This is a genomic window from Peribacillus sp. YIM B13472 (assembly GCF_042788005.1).
Classification (GTDB): Bacteria; Bacillota; Bacilli; order Bacillales; family DSM-1321; genus Peribacillus; species Peribacillus simplex_E.
In genome coordinates this window covers 1-13,962 of the sequence record NZ_JBHZPG010000040.1, presented here as the reverse complement: position 1 = coordinate 13,962, position 13,962 = coordinate 1, and the positions used below count along the sequence as shown (strand labels likewise).

Annotated in this window: 14 protein-coding genes and 1 riboswitch; of the genes, 10 read left to right on the top strand and 4 right to left on the bottom strand. The window is 41.7% G+C overall.

The features are described from left to right. Nucleotides 1-80: 80 nt before the first annotated feature. The 9 genes from ACFX4I_RS22675 (at nt 81) to ACFX4I_RS22635 (ending at nt 10,309) form a co-directional block, all read left to right on the top strand. The gene (locus tag ACFX4I_RS22675) at nt 81-692 is read left to right on the top strand and encodes a DedA family protein (RefSeq protein ID WP_230300781.1); all 612 of its coding nucleotides are present in this window, start codon (nt 81-83) and stop codon (nt 690-692) included. A gap of 179 nt (nt 693-871) precedes the next feature. Next, on the top strand, nt 872-2,509 hold the full coding sequence (locus ACFX4I_RS22670; protein ID WP_377423158.1) for a spore germination protein: 1,638 nt from the start codon (nt 872-874) through the stop codon (nt 2,507-2,509). Then, nucleotides 2,499-3,725 (top strand): Ger(x)C family spore germination protein, encoded by a 1,227-nt coding sequence (locus ACFX4I_RS22665; protein WP_377423156.1) that lies wholly within the window; start codon nt 2,499-2,501, stop codon nt 3,723-3,725. The genes ACFX4I_RS22670 and ACFX4I_RS22665 overlap by 11 nt, the downstream gene beginning before the upstream one ends. 21 nt (nt 3,726-3,746) lie before the next feature. Further along, a complete protein-coding gene (locus ACFX4I_RS22660; RefSeq protein WP_377423155.1) occupies nt 3,747-4,856 on the top strand; it encodes a GerAB/ArcD/ProY family transporter in 1,110 nt (369 codons plus the stop codon). 27 nt (nt 4,857-4,883) lie between these two features. Further along, complete coding sequence (locus tag ACFX4I_RS22655) at nt 4,884-5,114, top strand: YczF family membrane protein (RefSeq protein ID WP_230300777.1); 231 nt, start codon at nt 4,884-4,886, stop codon at nt 5,112-5,114. Between the two features lie 173 nt (nt 5,115-5,287). Beyond that, nucleotides 5,288-8,497, top strand: coding sequence for a DEAD/DEAH box helicase (locus tag ACFX4I_RS22650; protein WP_377423151.1), 3,210 nt, complete (start codon nt 5,288-5,290; stop codon nt 8,495-8,497). A gap of 226 nt (nt 8,498-8,723) precedes the next feature. Next, nucleotides 8,724-9,206, top strand: coding sequence for a DUF2975 domain-containing protein (locus ACFX4I_RS22645; RefSeq protein WP_230300775.1), 483 nt, complete (start codon nt 8,724-8,726; stop codon nt 9,204-9,206). Between the two features lie 10 nt (nt 9,207-9,216). After that, entirely contained in the window at nt 9,217-9,438 is a 222-nt protein-coding gene (locus ACFX4I_RS22640) for a helix-turn-helix domain-containing protein (protein ID WP_309518586.1), read from the top strand. 79 nt (nt 9,439-9,517) lie between these two features. Beyond that, nucleotides 9,518-10,309 (top strand): DUF817 domain-containing protein, encoded by a 792-nt coding sequence (locus ACFX4I_RS22635; protein WP_283933104.1) that lies wholly within the window; start codon nt 9,518-9,520, stop codon nt 10,307-10,309. A 152-nt stretch (nt 10,310-10,461) separates the two neighbouring features. Here ACFX4I_RS22635 and ACFX4I_RS22630 read toward each other — a convergent pair whose 3' ends face one another. The 3 genes from ACFX4I_RS22630 to ACFX4I_RS22620 all read right to left on the bottom strand — a co-directional run bounded on the left by ACFX4I_RS22630 (nt 10,462) and on the right by ACFX4I_RS22620 (nt 12,451). Then, nucleotides 10,462-10,776 carry a DMT family transporter gene (locus tag ACFX4I_RS22630; protein WP_098373619.1) on the bottom strand — a complete coding sequence of 105 codons (315 nt, stop codon included), beginning with the start codon at nt 10,774-10,776 and terminating at the stop codon, nt 10,462-10,464. Next, nucleotides 10,776-11,117, bottom strand: coding sequence for a DMT family transporter (locus ACFX4I_RS22625; RefSeq protein ID WP_063232562.1), 342 nt, complete (start codon nt 11,115-11,117; stop codon nt 10,776-10,778). The genes ACFX4I_RS22630 and ACFX4I_RS22625 overlap by 1 nt, the downstream gene beginning before the upstream one ends. A gap of 72 nt (nt 11,118-11,189) precedes the next feature. Continuing rightward, nucleotides 11,190-11,289, bottom strand: a riboswitch (guanidine-I (ykkC/yxkD leader). 190 nt (nt 11,290-11,479) lie between these two features. Beyond that, entirely contained in the window at nt 11,480-12,451 is a 972-nt protein-coding gene (locus ACFX4I_RS22620) for a DMT family transporter (protein ID WP_230300773.1), read from the bottom strand. A 501-nt stretch (nt 12,452-12,952) separates the two neighbouring features. Here ACFX4I_RS22620 and ACFX4I_RS22615 point away from each other — a divergent pair. Next, nucleotides 12,953-13,237 carry a transition state genes transcriptional regulator AbrB gene (locus tag ACFX4I_RS22615; RefSeq protein WP_230300772.1) on the top strand — a complete coding sequence of 95 codons (285 nt, stop codon included), beginning with the start codon at nt 12,953-12,955 and terminating at the stop codon, nt 13,235-13,237. A 60-nt stretch (nt 13,238-13,297) separates the two neighbouring features. On the opposite strand, the gene ACFX4I_RS22610 is transcribed toward ACFX4I_RS22615, so the two are convergent. Beyond that, nucleotides 13,298-13,735 carry a GNAT family N-acetyltransferase gene (locus ACFX4I_RS22610; protein ID WP_230300771.1) on the bottom strand — a complete coding sequence of 146 codons (438 nt, stop codon included), beginning with the start codon at nt 13,733-13,735 and terminating at the stop codon, nt 13,298-13,300. Between the last annotated feature and the right edge of the window lie 227 nt (nt 13,736-13,962).

The following is a 13,962-nucleotide window of genomic DNA, read 5'->3' as shown; positions in this document are numbered from 1 at the left end:
AGAGAGCAAGGTTATTGCAAGATAAGTAGCCGGCAGGTAACAAGTCAGCTGTTGATTCAAGAAAGTTAGGAGCGTATTAAATGGAAAACTGGATTACGGAATTCATGAATGATTTTGGGTATATGGGAATCTTTCTATTAATAGCATTGGAAAATATTTTCCCGCCGATTCCGTCTGAGGTCATTCTTACTTTTGGCGGTTTCATGACGACTACAGCGAACATGACGATTATGGGCGTCGTGATTGCATCGACTATAGGGTCAGTGGCAGGGGCAGTCGTCCTTTATGGAATTGGTTTACTTCTTGATGTGAAGGTCATTGAAAAGTTCGTGGAAAGATGGGGCCATATTCTTAGGTTAACGGTATCGGATGTCCACAAGGCGAATTCATGGTTTGACAAGTACGGGTCATGGACCGTGTTTTTCTGCAGACTGGTTCCTCTGATCAGAAGCCTGATCTCGATTCCGGCAGGCATGTCCCATATGAGCTTTTGGCTCTTTCTGCTTTACACAACATCCGGAACATTAATTTGGAACATCATCTTAGTGAATATCGGGGCAGCTGTTGGATCTTCGTGGGAAGATATTGTAGGGTATATGGACATTTATTCAAACATCGTTTATGCGATATTGGCCTTGCTATTCATTACTTTCGTTGTTTTGATTTTTAGAAGGAATAAAGGCAAAGTATAATTTCAGTTTAGTTGATTGGGCCGTTAAAGTCGGCTCTTTCATTACATAATCGAAAATAACCACCAAAGGCTGTCATTGCGACAGCCTTTTTTGTATGGAGCAAGACGGCTGGACTCAGAATAAAGGGGGAGTGCTTTGGACAAAATGAGTGAAACGAAAAAGGAATGAGGTTCGGTGCTATGGCTTCTTTTTTCAAACAAAAGAGACAAGTGAAGCAACGTGAAAAGAAAAAGGAAGATGAAAATCAATCCAAAGGCAAAACGCCTGATTATATTGAAAGTTCCATTTCTGCCAATCTGGAAATCGTGAAGAAAAAGACGGGAAACAGTCCGGACATCATTATCCGAACGTTGAAAATCGGTCAAAAACCGGAGCTGAAAACAACGATCTTGTATGTGCAAGGTATGATTGATAATCCAAGCGTTACGGACTTTTTAATTGAGTCAATCATGAAAAATCCTCATCTATCAGAAAAAATGCTTCCGCAAGAAGCATTGGATATAATCTCTGAAGACGTGGTTTCCCTCGGTGGTGTAGAAACCGTCAAGGATTGGGAAAAATTGTTTTTGTCATTATTATCCGGGGACAGCATCATTTTTGTTGATGGTATCAACATCGCCCTGGTTGCCAGTACAAGAGGAGGAGAAAAGCGCTCGATTCAGGAACCGAGCACGCATTTGACTGTTCGGGGTTCAAGAGAAGGGTTTACGGAATCGAATGGAACGAACATCGCCATGTTACGCCGGATCATCAACACCCCGGATTTATGGATAGAGTCGATGAAAATTGGCACGGTGACAAAAACGGACGTTTCCATCATGTATATAAATGGAATTGTCAAAGAAGGGATCGTCGAAGAGGTCAAGAAGCGCTTAAATCGAATTAACATCGATAGCATTCTTGAATCAGGATATATTGAACAATTGATAGAAGACCAGGTCATGACCCCATTCCCAACCCTTAACCATACAGAAAGACCGGATATGGTCGCAGGAAATCTTCTGGAAGGAAGAGTGGCGATATTCGTTAATGGAACGCCTTTCGTCTTGGTAGCCCCGGCAATATTTGTACAGTTTTTTCAATCCGTCGAAGACTACTATAATCGCTTCGACATTGCTTCTGCCACACGTTTTTTACGGATCATCGTTTTCATTATTTCTATAGTCGGACCAGCTGTCTATGTTGCAGCCACGACTTTTCATCAGGAAATGATCCCAACGAAGTTGCTGGTCATTGTAGCGGCCCAAAGGGAAACGGTCCCCTTGCCTGCCGTCATTGAAGCGCTTCTCATGGAAATGACCTTTGAAATATTACGGGAAGCAAGTCTTCGGATGCCAAAGGCTGTTGGTTCGACCATGTCCATTGTCGGGGCATTGGTCATCGGGCAGGCGGCTGTCCAGGCTGGTATCGTATCACCGGCAATGGTCATCATCGTCTCGATTACGGCGATTGCCAGTTTTGCAACCCCTTCTTATTCCATAGCGATTTCTGCTCGCATTGTGCGGTTCGGATTCATCATTTGTGCCGGCACTTTAGGCTTTTATGGAATGATTTTAGCCTTTATCGTCCTTATTGTCCATTTATGCAGCCTGCGTTCACTTGGAGTTCCTTATATGACACCGCTCGCCCCTCTGAATCCGGAAGGGTTGGGCGACACATTCTTCAGAAGACCTATGTGGGCATTCAAGGAAAGGCCAAAATTTTTAACCAACGAAAATAATCTGATAAGGGAAGGCGATAATCAAAGACCTCTGCCTCCTGAATCGCGTGGAATGAAAACTTCTGACGAGAAAAAAGGTGAAGGCAATGAATCGTAAAAGATTAGTTCTGCTCTGGATGATGTTGATCGCCACCATATTCACCTCCGGCTGTTGGGATAAAAAAGAGTTAAACGAAATAGCCATCGTCTCGGCAGTTGGACTCGATAGAAATAAAGAAGGAAAGATAGTGGGAACATTCCAAATCATTAATCCAAGCAATGTAGCGGGAGCTCTTCAGGGCGGCGGCGGAACAAATCCACCGATATCCATTTATAGGGCCACCGGAGATAATGTGCTTGAATTGGATAGTAGCGCTACAACTAAAATCTCGCGTGATATGTATTTTGCTCATGCCAACTTGGTTGTCATCGGTGAGGAACTAGCAAAAGAAGAGGGCCTCAACTATATTTTCGATGCATTTGAGCGTTCACCGGAATTCAGGGCAACTACGAGGATCGTGATTTCCCGAGGTGTTAAAGCCAAGGATATAATCGAAACGTTAACCGCAATCGATAAGGTATCTGCTGAGAAAATCATTAGGACGATTGAAGTCACTGAAAAAACCCAGGGGAAAAATATTAGCATCAATCTCCAAGAAGTGATCAAGAATCTGCTTAGTACCGGTAAAGAACCGATAATTAGTGGTTTTACCGTGAGAGGAAACACAGGTAAAGAGGATAAAATGGAGAATACCCAGTCTTCGGATATTGAGGCAAACCCTAATGCAGCGGGAATTGGTGTTTTTAAAGATGGAAAATTGATTGACTGGCTGGATGGCGATAAGGCAATAGGGGCAATGTGGGTATTGGATAGGATCGAAAGTACCCATTTAAACATCGATTGGGAGGGTAAAAAAGACGCAGTCACCTACCAGGTGATTCGTCAAAAAACTAACGTTTCGGTAAAAATGGAAAATGGAAAACCTAAGGTATTTATAAAGGTCCGTGCAGAAGGAGATATCCGGGAGGTGAATGTTCCTTTGAATCTAACCGATACGCATGTTTTGATAGATATTGAAAAGAAGTTAGCCAAGAAATTAAAGAAGGAGATGGAAGATGCGGTCGTTCGGGCACAAAAAAATAAATCCGATATTTTTGGCTTTGGTGAAATCATGCACGAAAACCACCCTAAAGAATGGAAGAAAATCGAAAAAAACTGGGACGATGTATCTTTTCCTAAGCTCGAAGTAGATGTGCAGGCAGAGACTTTCATTCGCCGTACCGGATTACGTAATAAGCCATTTCTTTCAAATTTAAAAAAGAAAGATCAATAATGGAAAGGAAGTGGCATCCTCATGGAAAAGGCAAAAATCAGCGGTTACCAGCTGTTCGTCCTTATTGTCCTGTTTGAAATGGGTAGTGCACTTTTGGTTCCGCTTGCAGGTGAAGCCAAGCAGGCTGCTTGGCTAGTTATCCTTATTGCGATGATAGGCGGATTTTTATTGTTTTTCATTTATTATGGCCTTTTTCAATACTACCCTGAACAGCTGTTAACAGAGTTTGTAAAACATTTATTGGGGAATTTTCTAGGCAGGATCGTAGCTTTTCTATACATCCTTTATTTCATCTATCTTGCTGCAAGGGTGCTGAGGGATTTCGGGGATACACTGCTTACTTTTGCCTATCCTCGTCTTCCGTTATTTTTTGCAAACGCTGTATTCATTTTAGTCGTGGTGTATACGGTCCGTAAAGGGATAGAAGTATTGGCGAGGACGGGGGAACTATTCTTTGTCTTGGAGAATTTACTTTTAATGACCTTCATGCTTCTGATTATTGCTTCAGGCATGATTCATTTAAACAACTTAAAACCCATTTTTGAAATCAGCGGGACAGAGATGATGAAAATGGGTTTCACTAAAACCGTTTTCTTTCCATTTGGCGAGATCATTGTGTTTTTAATGATTTTTCCTTATTTGAATGAGCCTCAGCGACTGAAAAAAATTGGGATAGGGGGCTTGGCGACAAGCGGGATTTTTCTAGCGATAATAATGGCTGTTAATATTGCTGTACTTGGTGTAGACCTTACAACACGTTCGCAATACCCCCTTCTTACCCTCATTCAGTCAATAGAGGTCGCTGGCTTTCTTGAACGTCTCGATGTGTACTTCTTGTTTTTGTTGTTGATTGGCGGGTTCATCAAGATATGTGTATTTACTTATGTAGCGGTAACGGGTACGGCGAATGTTTTCAATGTTAAACAGCCCTCCAGACTTGCTTACCCTGTTGGCATGGTCATTTTATTGATCTCGATTATTATAGCAAGCAGCTATACGGAACATATCTATGAAGGGCTAGGTGCCGTACCTCATTACATCCATCTGCCATTTCAGGTGATCATCCCGTTGCTTCTCCTGATCATTGCCTTTTTTAAGAATCGAAAAAAAGGAAAACAAGCACCAAAATAAGATCCTAAAAGGTGGAATTGATGAGAAATGAAAATCTTTGGTATTACAGTTTTGATCCTAGCCCCTTTAGTGGTCATATCTTTAGGTATGGATATATTAATGGGATTTGATCTGGATAATTCAATCAAGCATGCCTTTAACCCATTTTTGGTGCAGGATCCCATTGAACTTATCCTTTTTCTCATTCTTCTTGTATTCCTTGTGTTCAGCTTCTTTTATCGAAAAAAAAAGAAAGGCAACACCAAAGGACAACAATGATGGTGCAATATTCCCCCTTGTTGAAATAGAGATGAACTCCGAATATGGGAGTTTGTCTTTTTGCTTTTTTACAACCCCGTAAACCCATTTCATAGTATGATGATAAAATGAGCTTATTTTTCAGCGGAATGTAAAATCACTCAACAACAAAACCTCGGAAGGAGGACGGCGATTTGGATATCAAAATGAATCAAAAAATCATAAAAGACATGTGCGGGGCCGTCTCCTTCAAAAGAGGGGAAGCTTTTCATCGTGCCAATAAAGTGACATTTGAAAGTTACCGTCCTGATGGCTGTGAAGCAACGGTTAAAGGAAAGGAAGACTTCCATGTCAAGATTGAAGTGGATGCTGTCGGCGGATTTCAGACGAAATGCAGCTGTCCTACGCTAGCTTCCTTCCCAAGGGATTGCCAGCATATTGCAGCCGTCCTGCTGTCGGTTTACGACCATCAGCGAGATGGGACGATCCCTGAGGGTCTGCATGCACCCGATACTGATACAGCAGCCAATAAGAAGTTGTCAGAAGGCTTGCTGACCCTATTCAATAATCAGACTGTACGCAAAAGCGGTCATCAGCGCCACTTTGAAAAAAGAAAGATGCTTGAAGCGGAATTTACGTGTAAACCAATATGGATGGGAACGGATCAATATATGTTAGGACTGGAAATGAAAATCGGTTCTTTCAATGTGGCGAATATCCGGGATTTCCTGAAGCGAGTTAAAGAAGGAAAGCCTGCCCAAGTGTCCCGGTCATTTAACTATGACCCGGTGCTGCATTGTTTTCAGAATGAAAATGATATCGTGCTTCAGGAGCTCATTACAGTGATATCGGATGAAAAGGTCTATGTTGACGCCCTGACGGATATATCTGAATATACATTGGACAATCACTTATTACTTTTGCCTCCATCATCTTTTCGAAGGCTTGTCCCCATCCTTGAAGTAGCGCCATTGGTGAAGCTTGCCTATGGTGGCCTTACATTCAATGGCTTTCGTTTATCAAACGGACCGCTTCCTTTACAGTTTGACTTTACCGAAAGCGAGGTCAAAGGTTATCAACTGAATATTAAAAGGCTGCACGAGATGATCGTCATGAATGCATACACATTGGTTCTATTTGAAGGGAAATTGGTTCAGCTCGAAAATGAGGATTTCCAACGCCTTTCAGAGTTAAAGCAAATGATGGAAGATTCGGGGATGAATCAGATTCCAATCCATCATGACCAGCTGGAATTATTCATGGACAAAGTGGTACCGGGTTTGAAAAGACTCGGTGAAGTCCATATAGCAAGATCCATCACTGAATTGTTTTTGAAGACACCGCTGGTTGCAAAACTATACTTGGATCGAGTGAAAAACAGGCTGCTTGCGGGGCTGGAATTCCATTATGAAAATATCGTGATCAACCCTTTGGAAAAACAGGAATCCAAGGTTATAAGGGATGTTGAGAAAGAGGCGGAGATATTAAAACTGATGGAGGATAGCCAGTTTGCCAAGACTGACGGCGGCTATTTCTTGCATAACGAAGAGTTGGAGTATGAGTTTTTGTACCACATCGTTCCGAAACTCCAGAAGCTGGTACAAATCTATGCCACGACCGCTGTAAGAAACCGAATTTCCCGTGGGAATGCTGCACCGCGCATTAGGGTGAAAATTAAAAAAGAACGTACTAATTGGCTTGAATTCAAATTTGAAATGGATGATATCCCAGATAAACAAATACGTGAGGTCTTAGCAGCGCTTGAAGAAAAAAGGAAATACTATCGTTTAAGGAATGGATCGTTGCTTTCCCTTGAAACAAGGGAATACGAGGAAATCAATCGTTTTCTGAATGCACTGCCCGTTCAGGATGAAGACTTGGAAAGCAGACTGAACATGCCAATCGTAAAAGGGCTGCAGCTCCTTGATTCCGTTAATGACAGCCAGACATTTACAATGGAAGAATCATTCCGGCAGTTTTTGGATAACATCAGGAATCCTGGCGCCTTGGAATTCGTGGTGCCAAATAGTCTGGACCCGATCTTGCGCGAGTATCAAAAAAACGGCTACAAATGGATGAAAATGCTTGCCCAATACGGTTTTGGCGGGATTCTTGCTGATGATATGGGTTTGGGAAAAACACTGCAAAGCATCACGTTCATTTTATCCGAGCTACCTGACATCCGTAAGAAAAGGGTTCCGGTGCTTATTGTCTGCCCATCATCATTGACCTACAATTGGCTGGGTGAATTCACTAAATTCGCTCCTGATATCCAAGCCGTCGTCGTGGATGGCGACAAGATTGAAAGGACGAAGCTTCTTAAGGAAGTGGGTGACGTGGATGTAGTGATCACCTCTTATCCATTGCTCCGGAAGGACATCACATCGTTTGAAAAAGAGGACTTCCATACGGTGTTTTTCGATGAGGCACAGGCCTTTAAGAACCCAGTGACACAAACGGCACGAGCAGCCAAGAAGATAAAAGCGGCAAATCGCTTCGCGTTGACTGGTACGCCCATCGAGAATTCACTAGAAGAGCTCTGGTCCCTTTTCCACGTCGTATTCCCTGAACTATTCATGGGGTTAAAGGAGTATAGCAACCTCTCAAGGAAGCAGATTTCCCGAAGGATCCGTCCATTTTTGCTGCGGAGAATGAAAGAGGACGTACTGGCGGAACTACCGGAAAAAATCGAGTCGCTGGAATCGATGGAACTGCTCCCTGATCAGAAGAAACTGTACGGCGCCTATCTGGCGAAGCTGCGGCATGATACGCTGAAACACCTGGACAAGGACACCCTCCGGAAAAATCGGATCAGGATCCTTGCAGGCTTGACCCGGCTTCGGCAAATATGCTGTCACCCCGCCTTGTTTGTGGACGGATATAAAGGCAGTTCAGCAAAATATGAGCAACTGATGCAAATTGTAGAGGAATCGAAGCATTCTGGAAGACGGGTGCTGATTTTCTCGCAATTTACAAAAATGCTTCAAATTATCGGCAGGGATTTGGCCGTGAAAGGACAACCCTTTTTCTACCTGGATGGACAAACTCCATCAAAGGAACGTGTTGAAATCTGCAATCGGTTTAATGCAGGAGAACGGGATATATTCCTCATTTCATTGAAAGCGGGCGGTACGGGTCTCAATCTGACGGGTGCCGATACAGTCATTCTATATGACCTTTGGTGGAATCCGGCAGTTGAAGAACAAGCTGCGGACCGTGCCCATCGAATGGGGCAGAAGAATGAGGTTCAAGTCATCAAACTTATTGCCCGCGGCACAATCGAAGAAAAAATGAATGAACTTCAAGAGAAAAAGAGACACCTAATTGAAGAAATCATCGACCCTGGGGACAAGTCGCCGTCTGCACTTACAGAAGAGGATATCAGGGAAATCCTGATGATATAAGGAGGGGGATACGGTTACGCAAATCAGTAGACAGGAACAATTTATGAATTGAATAGTTTAGTCATGAAGCATTTCTTTGTAATGAGGAATGCTTTTTTTCTTTTTTTAAAAGAGAAAAGGATATTTAGATAACAATAATAATATAATAAAAGACAACAATATTTTATTGTAAAACGATAAATCGTATGTTAAATTAAATGGACAATAAATAAGTGAGGTGCTTTTTATGAAACTAGGAACAACACTCTTTTTAAAGATAGCTGTTATTCTTATTGGAATTCCGGTTCTTGCTTTGTGCATCTTTTTGGTGCCTGAGGTAGCGAACTTTGCAGCAGAATTATATCCGGATATGACTTATTTGAAATATCTCGTTTTTATCGATTTGTATGCATCCGCGATACCTTTTTACTTTGCTCTATATCAAGCCTTTAAACTTTTAAGCTATATTGACAAGAACAGTGCTTTCTCGGAATTATCTGTAAGAGCTTTAAAGACTATAAAAAATTGTGCAATCACGATCAGTGGCTTGTATGTGGCAGGCATGCCGCTCTTTTATCTCATGGCGGAAATGGACGATGCACCAGGTATCATATTAATCGGAATGGTCGTTATTTTTGCTTCAATGGTGATTGCAGTCTTTGCTGCTGTTCTTCAAAGGCTTTTACAAGAAGCCATCGATATAAAATCAGAAAATGACTTAATAGTCTGAGGTGAATAACTTGGCGATTATAATCAATATTGATGTGATGCTGGCTAAAAGGAAAATGAGTGTTACAGAACTTTCCGAGAGGGTTGGAATAACGATGGCCAATCTTTCCATATTGAAAAACGGTAAGGCAAAAGCGATTCGATTAACAACTTTAGAGGCGATTTGCAAGGCTTTAGAATGTCAACCCGGAGATATTTTAGAATACCGAAATGATGAAGACATCCAAGAATAAAAAAGTGGAAGAAAAGAAAGATTTCATCAAAGGGGAGTTACTCATGAATTTAACCATTAAAAAAATGGAGGCACCAATCATGAGAGCACTGAAACAACTCGTTCGTTTTGGTTGGGAGCAGGCTTTATCATGCTTGTTTCCTGCCGTTATTTTTGCCTCTTTGGCTATTACAAAAGTCATACCGCTTCCCTTCCTGCCGCGGTATGACTGGCTGCTCATCATCTGCCTTCTGATGCAGTGGTGGATGTTGCGTTCCGGGCTTGAAACAAAGGATGAACTAAAGGTTATCACATTGTTCCACCTTATTGGACTGGGTCTTGAACTTTTCAAGGTACATATGGGCTCCTGGTCTTATCCAGAGGAAGGATACTTCAAAATATTTGGAGTGCCTCTGTATAGCGGATTCATGTACGCAAGTGTAGCGAGTTATCTTTGCCAGGCGTGGAGGAGATTAAAGGTTGAACTGGTCAAGTGGCCGCCGTTTTTGGCCGTTGTATCTCTTGCCGCTGCGATTTATTTGAATTTTTTCACCCACCATTATTGGATTGATGTTCGTTGGTGGTTATCTGGACTTGTCATCATCGTCTTTTGGCGATCATGGGTCACATACGAGGTTGGTGGAACTCGTTATCGTATGCCAATCGCACTTTCATTCGTTCTCATCGGATTTTTTATATGGATAGCCGAAAATATCGCAACGTTCTTTGGAGCTTGGGAATATCCAAACCAAACCGATGCATGGAGTCTCGTTCATCTAGGAAAAGTAAGTTCATGGCTCTTATTAGTGATTGTTAGCTTTCTTATAGTAGCGACGCTAAAACAGGTTAAGGGGAAAGATTCCACTAAGATGGATGCAAGTCAATTTTTATAAAAAGAAATTCGGCGTTCGCATGAAAAATTCTACTTAATTCAAGTTAGGTGAAAAGACGGCACATAATGGACAATAAGTGTCGTCTTTGATTTTTTAAATATTTTATACTTTTTTTCTACTGAATTTCTACGAAAAATCACTTTCACTCATTCCTATGAAACAAGTTTTAATCCCACTGCTGCGCCAAGGACCATGGCTATAAAAATGACCCTTCGCCAATCTTTGGATTCCCCGTATAGGAGCATCCCGATTATCGCTCCGCCTGATGCGCCAATCCCTGTCCAGATAGCATAAGCCGTCCCCATCGGCAAGGTTTGCATGGCATAAGCAAGAAATAGGAAACTTGCTCCGAATCCGATGAATAACAGCAGCAAGGATTGCCAATTACGGTCTTTGTGCAATTTATTTATCATCGCAACCCCAAACATTTCAAATAGCCCCGCTAAGATTAAAGAGACCCAAGCCATTAAGATTCATCCCCTTTCTCAGCCTTATCATCAGTCACTAGTTTCAAGCCGATCACTCCTGATAATAAGAGGAGGATCAATAGCGTTTTGCTCAGCTTGAACGATTCCCCAAAGAAAATGATTTCGGAAAAAACGGTCCCGGCCGTCCCCATACCGACAAAAACGGCATATACCGTTCCGACAGGAAGCTTCCTGCCAGCCATTATCATCAAATAAAAACTGATGATGATCGAAATGACCGTTCCAGACCAAGTCCAAAAGTCATCTGCATGTTTTAAGCCAATCACCCAAAATACTTCAAAAAAAGCTGCAATGAATACTTTAATCCAGTTTGTGCTCATGAATACCGCACCTCCGATTTTATTCTTTACCAAAAAAAACAAAAAAAGCCCAAGAGATAACCGTTAAACAGTTTCTCCCAGGCTTTTATCCTTCCGTGGCACAGCATGCTGTGAGTTTTCTCTCGGACCAGACCAGCAATAGACGCACTGCGGAACCCTAGAAAACCTTTGACATATGCAATTACCTTTCATTATACATACTTTTTGAACTTACTCAAGGTAAAAGTTTAATGGAAAAATGGACGTTGGGCTTTTTGCCGCACTAAAAAATCATCAATTTATCGAAATAAAGAACATACTCAGATTCTGTTTTCAGGTCGAAAAAGCCCCGATAAGATTTCAGGGCTTTTTTGACTTGCTATTTAGGCACTCACTATCCGTTTTCGGGATGGGCCTTCTTTTTTATGTGATACATAGCTATGCAGGATCATTCCTATGATGACGATAAAGATGCCGAACCACGATAACGGAGAAGGAATCGGTAAAGATAGGAATAGTAATTCGCCAGCCAGTGCAAAAAGGACCTCCATCGATTGTGTAGCTTCAACGGAAGCTAATTTCTGCATATTTCCGCTTACCAAATCGGTCGCCTTGAAAAAAAGGACCGTGGCGATGACTCCGGAAAATAGTGCTACCAAAAGGGATTGGAAACTTTGCATCTTCGTCGGCGCCCCTACTGTAAAGAAACCGTACAATGAAAGCAGAAACCAGAATGGCAGACTCGCCAAAGTCATTCCCAATACCCGCTGATAAGCATCCAAACGTCCTTCGGAAACTTCCATCATTTTGCGATTTCCCAAAGGGTATGCAAACGAGGCGATGACGATTGGAATCACTCCCAGCCAAAGATTGGCCATTGAAATGTGCTTGGTGTGTTCCAGCTGCATCAGGATGATTCCAAGCAGGATGATCATGGACATGAGGAGGCCTTTCACAGAAACCTTTCCTCTTTGCCTTTCGAGCCCATCTTTCGTTTGGACATTCTCAAAAAACAGCGGCGCAAGTAATGCACCCGAAATGATCGTGATTTGCCAAGTGCCGGCAATTAGCCAGCCAGGTGAGTAGGCGGATGCAAAGCATAAAGGAGCATAAAATAACCCAAAACCGACAAAACTCCAAAGCAGCCAAGGACCCGGCTTTTCTCTCATCACTCGTAAAAGGGGACGCAGATTTTTTCTGCTTAACACGATACAAAACAGAAAAGGCACCATAAAGATATAACGCAGCGATGCACTCCATATCCAACTTCCGCCAGACAACTCCATGGCCTGATTTAAAACAAACGTAAATGCAAAAAAGAAAGCGGAACAAATACCTAATATAATCGGACGCAATTGACTCACCTCAATCTGTTTTATGAGTCAGTAAGACTCTGGAAGCATGGCGATCGTTTCGGTTTTCTGAAAGAATTTTCAGAAATATCCACTGTGTCAAAAGCGGAATGAATTTTCGGAATATTTTAAGCGATCAATTTAAATTGTCCTTCAAAAGCAATAGAAAATCAACAGGATTCTTTTAAGTTAGAGAAATTCATTCTCGATGATTCGACATGGAATGAAAAGAATGGCTTTTGGAGTTAAATGAAAACGTTTCCACTTTAATGTTTATATTAACAAAATATACCAATTAAATAAGCGAGAAACGTTGTTATGACAAGGATTATGAAGGGGTTACTAATATTTAATATAAAAATCATATAGAGGCAGATAATATATGAAGATACGAGAATTGACGAATATGGTAGGGAGTGGTATCTTTATAAAAGTGCAAATAATGTCGAATGGTGACGAAATATTAAATGCAACATTCGCAAGAAAGTTAGTGGGGTAAATTAAATGAAATCTACAGGTATTGTACGTAAAGTTGACGAATTAGGGCGGGTAGTCATTCCGATTGAACTGCGCCGAACATTAGGAATTAATGAGAAAGACGCTCTGGAGATTTATGTGGAACAAGAGCGCATCATCCTTCAAAAATATAAACCAAACATGACTTGCCAGGTTACAGGTGAAGTTTCCGATGACAATATGAAACTTGCTGACGGTAAATTAATTCTTAGCCCTGAAGGTGCCGAACTTCTAATTAAAGAAATTCAAGCCAGCATGGAAACTGCTAACTAATTAATATACTAGATAAATAGCAAACAAGTGTAGGGAAGGTTTTCCCTACACTTTTTTATATTAAATGGTAAAATAATAAAAATGGTTCGATTCACGTACGAAACCAATTTTTTCATAAAGTTTCTGTGCGTTTACATTATCCTTGCCTGTCTCCAGTGAAACCCCTTTGGCACCTGTTTCGCGTGCAAAAGTGATGGCCGCGTTCAATAACTCCTCGCCAAATCCCTTTTTTCGGGCGGACTCCTTCACGAATAAATCATTCAATACCCATGACCGCATCATACTCACAGATGAAAAAGAAGGATATAATTGTACAAAACCAATAGGATGTCCTTCATCATAGGCCATAAAAACCACAGACTCCCCATTTGTCAGCCTTTCCCTTAAAAACTCCCTTGCGCGACCAGGATCGGATGTTTGCTCATAAAACACTCTGTATAAATCAAAAAGTTCGGTCAGTGATTCCAGCTCATGTAATGTAGCCTTCTGTATGCTCATAAATGGCTCCCCCTAATTGTTATAATACTCCTAATTTACCATTTATTTATGCTATCCGACAAATTCAGGACCACATTTTCCAGCGCCAAAAAAAGGATGGAGCTCAAAAAGGCTCCATCCTACATGAAAAGGGCTATTAAACCCAAGTTGAGCAGCAAACTCGTGAATTATAAGCGTTTACTCGTGAGTTTGTGCAATTTACTCGTGAGTTTGGAGCAAATACTCGT

Excerpts from the sequence above, each read along its gene's own strand:
- ACFX4I_RS22675 (WP_230300781.1), top strand. The coding sequence starts at position 81 with ATGGAAAACTGGATTACGGAATTCATGAATGATTTTGGGTATATGGGA.
- ACFX4I_RS22670 (WP_377423158.1), top strand. The coding sequence starts at position 872 with ATGGCTTCTTTTTTCAAACAAAAGAGACAAGTGAAGCAACGTGAAAAG.
- ACFX4I_RS22665 (WP_377423156.1), top strand. The coding sequence starts at position 2,499 with ATGAATCGTAAAAGATTAGTTCTGCTCTGGATGATGTTGATCGCCACC.
- ACFX4I_RS22660 (WP_377423155.1), top strand. The coding sequence starts at position 3,747 with ATGGAAAAGGCAAAAATCAGCGGTTACCAGCTGTTCGTCCTTATTGTC.
- ACFX4I_RS22655 (WP_230300777.1), top strand. The coding sequence starts at position 4,884 with ATGAAAATCTTTGGTATTACAGTTTTGATCCTAGCCCCTTTAGTGGTC.
- ACFX4I_RS22645 (WP_230300775.1), top strand. The coding sequence starts at position 8,724 with ATGAAACTAGGAACAACACTCTTTTTAAAGATAGCTGTTATTCTTATT.
- ACFX4I_RS22635 (WP_283933104.1), top strand. The coding sequence starts at position 9,518 with ATGAGAGCACTGAAACAACTCGTTCGTTTTGGTTGGGAGCAGGCTTTA.
- ACFX4I_RS22630 (WP_098373619.1), bottom strand. The coding sequence starts at position 10,776 with ATGGCTTGGGTCTCTTTAATCTTAGCGGGGCTATTTGAAATGTTTGGG.
- ACFX4I_RS22625 (WP_063232562.1), bottom strand. The coding sequence starts at position 11,117 with ATGAGCACAAACTGGATTAAAGTATTCATTGCAGCTTTTTTTGAAGTA.
- ACFX4I_RS22615 (WP_230300772.1), top strand. The coding sequence starts at position 12,953 with ATGAAATCTACAGGTATTGTACGTAAAGTTGACGAATTAGGGCGGGTA.
- ACFX4I_RS22610 (WP_230300771.1), bottom strand. The coding sequence starts at position 13,735 with ATGAGCATACAGAAGGCTACATTACATGAGCTGGAATCACTGACCGAA.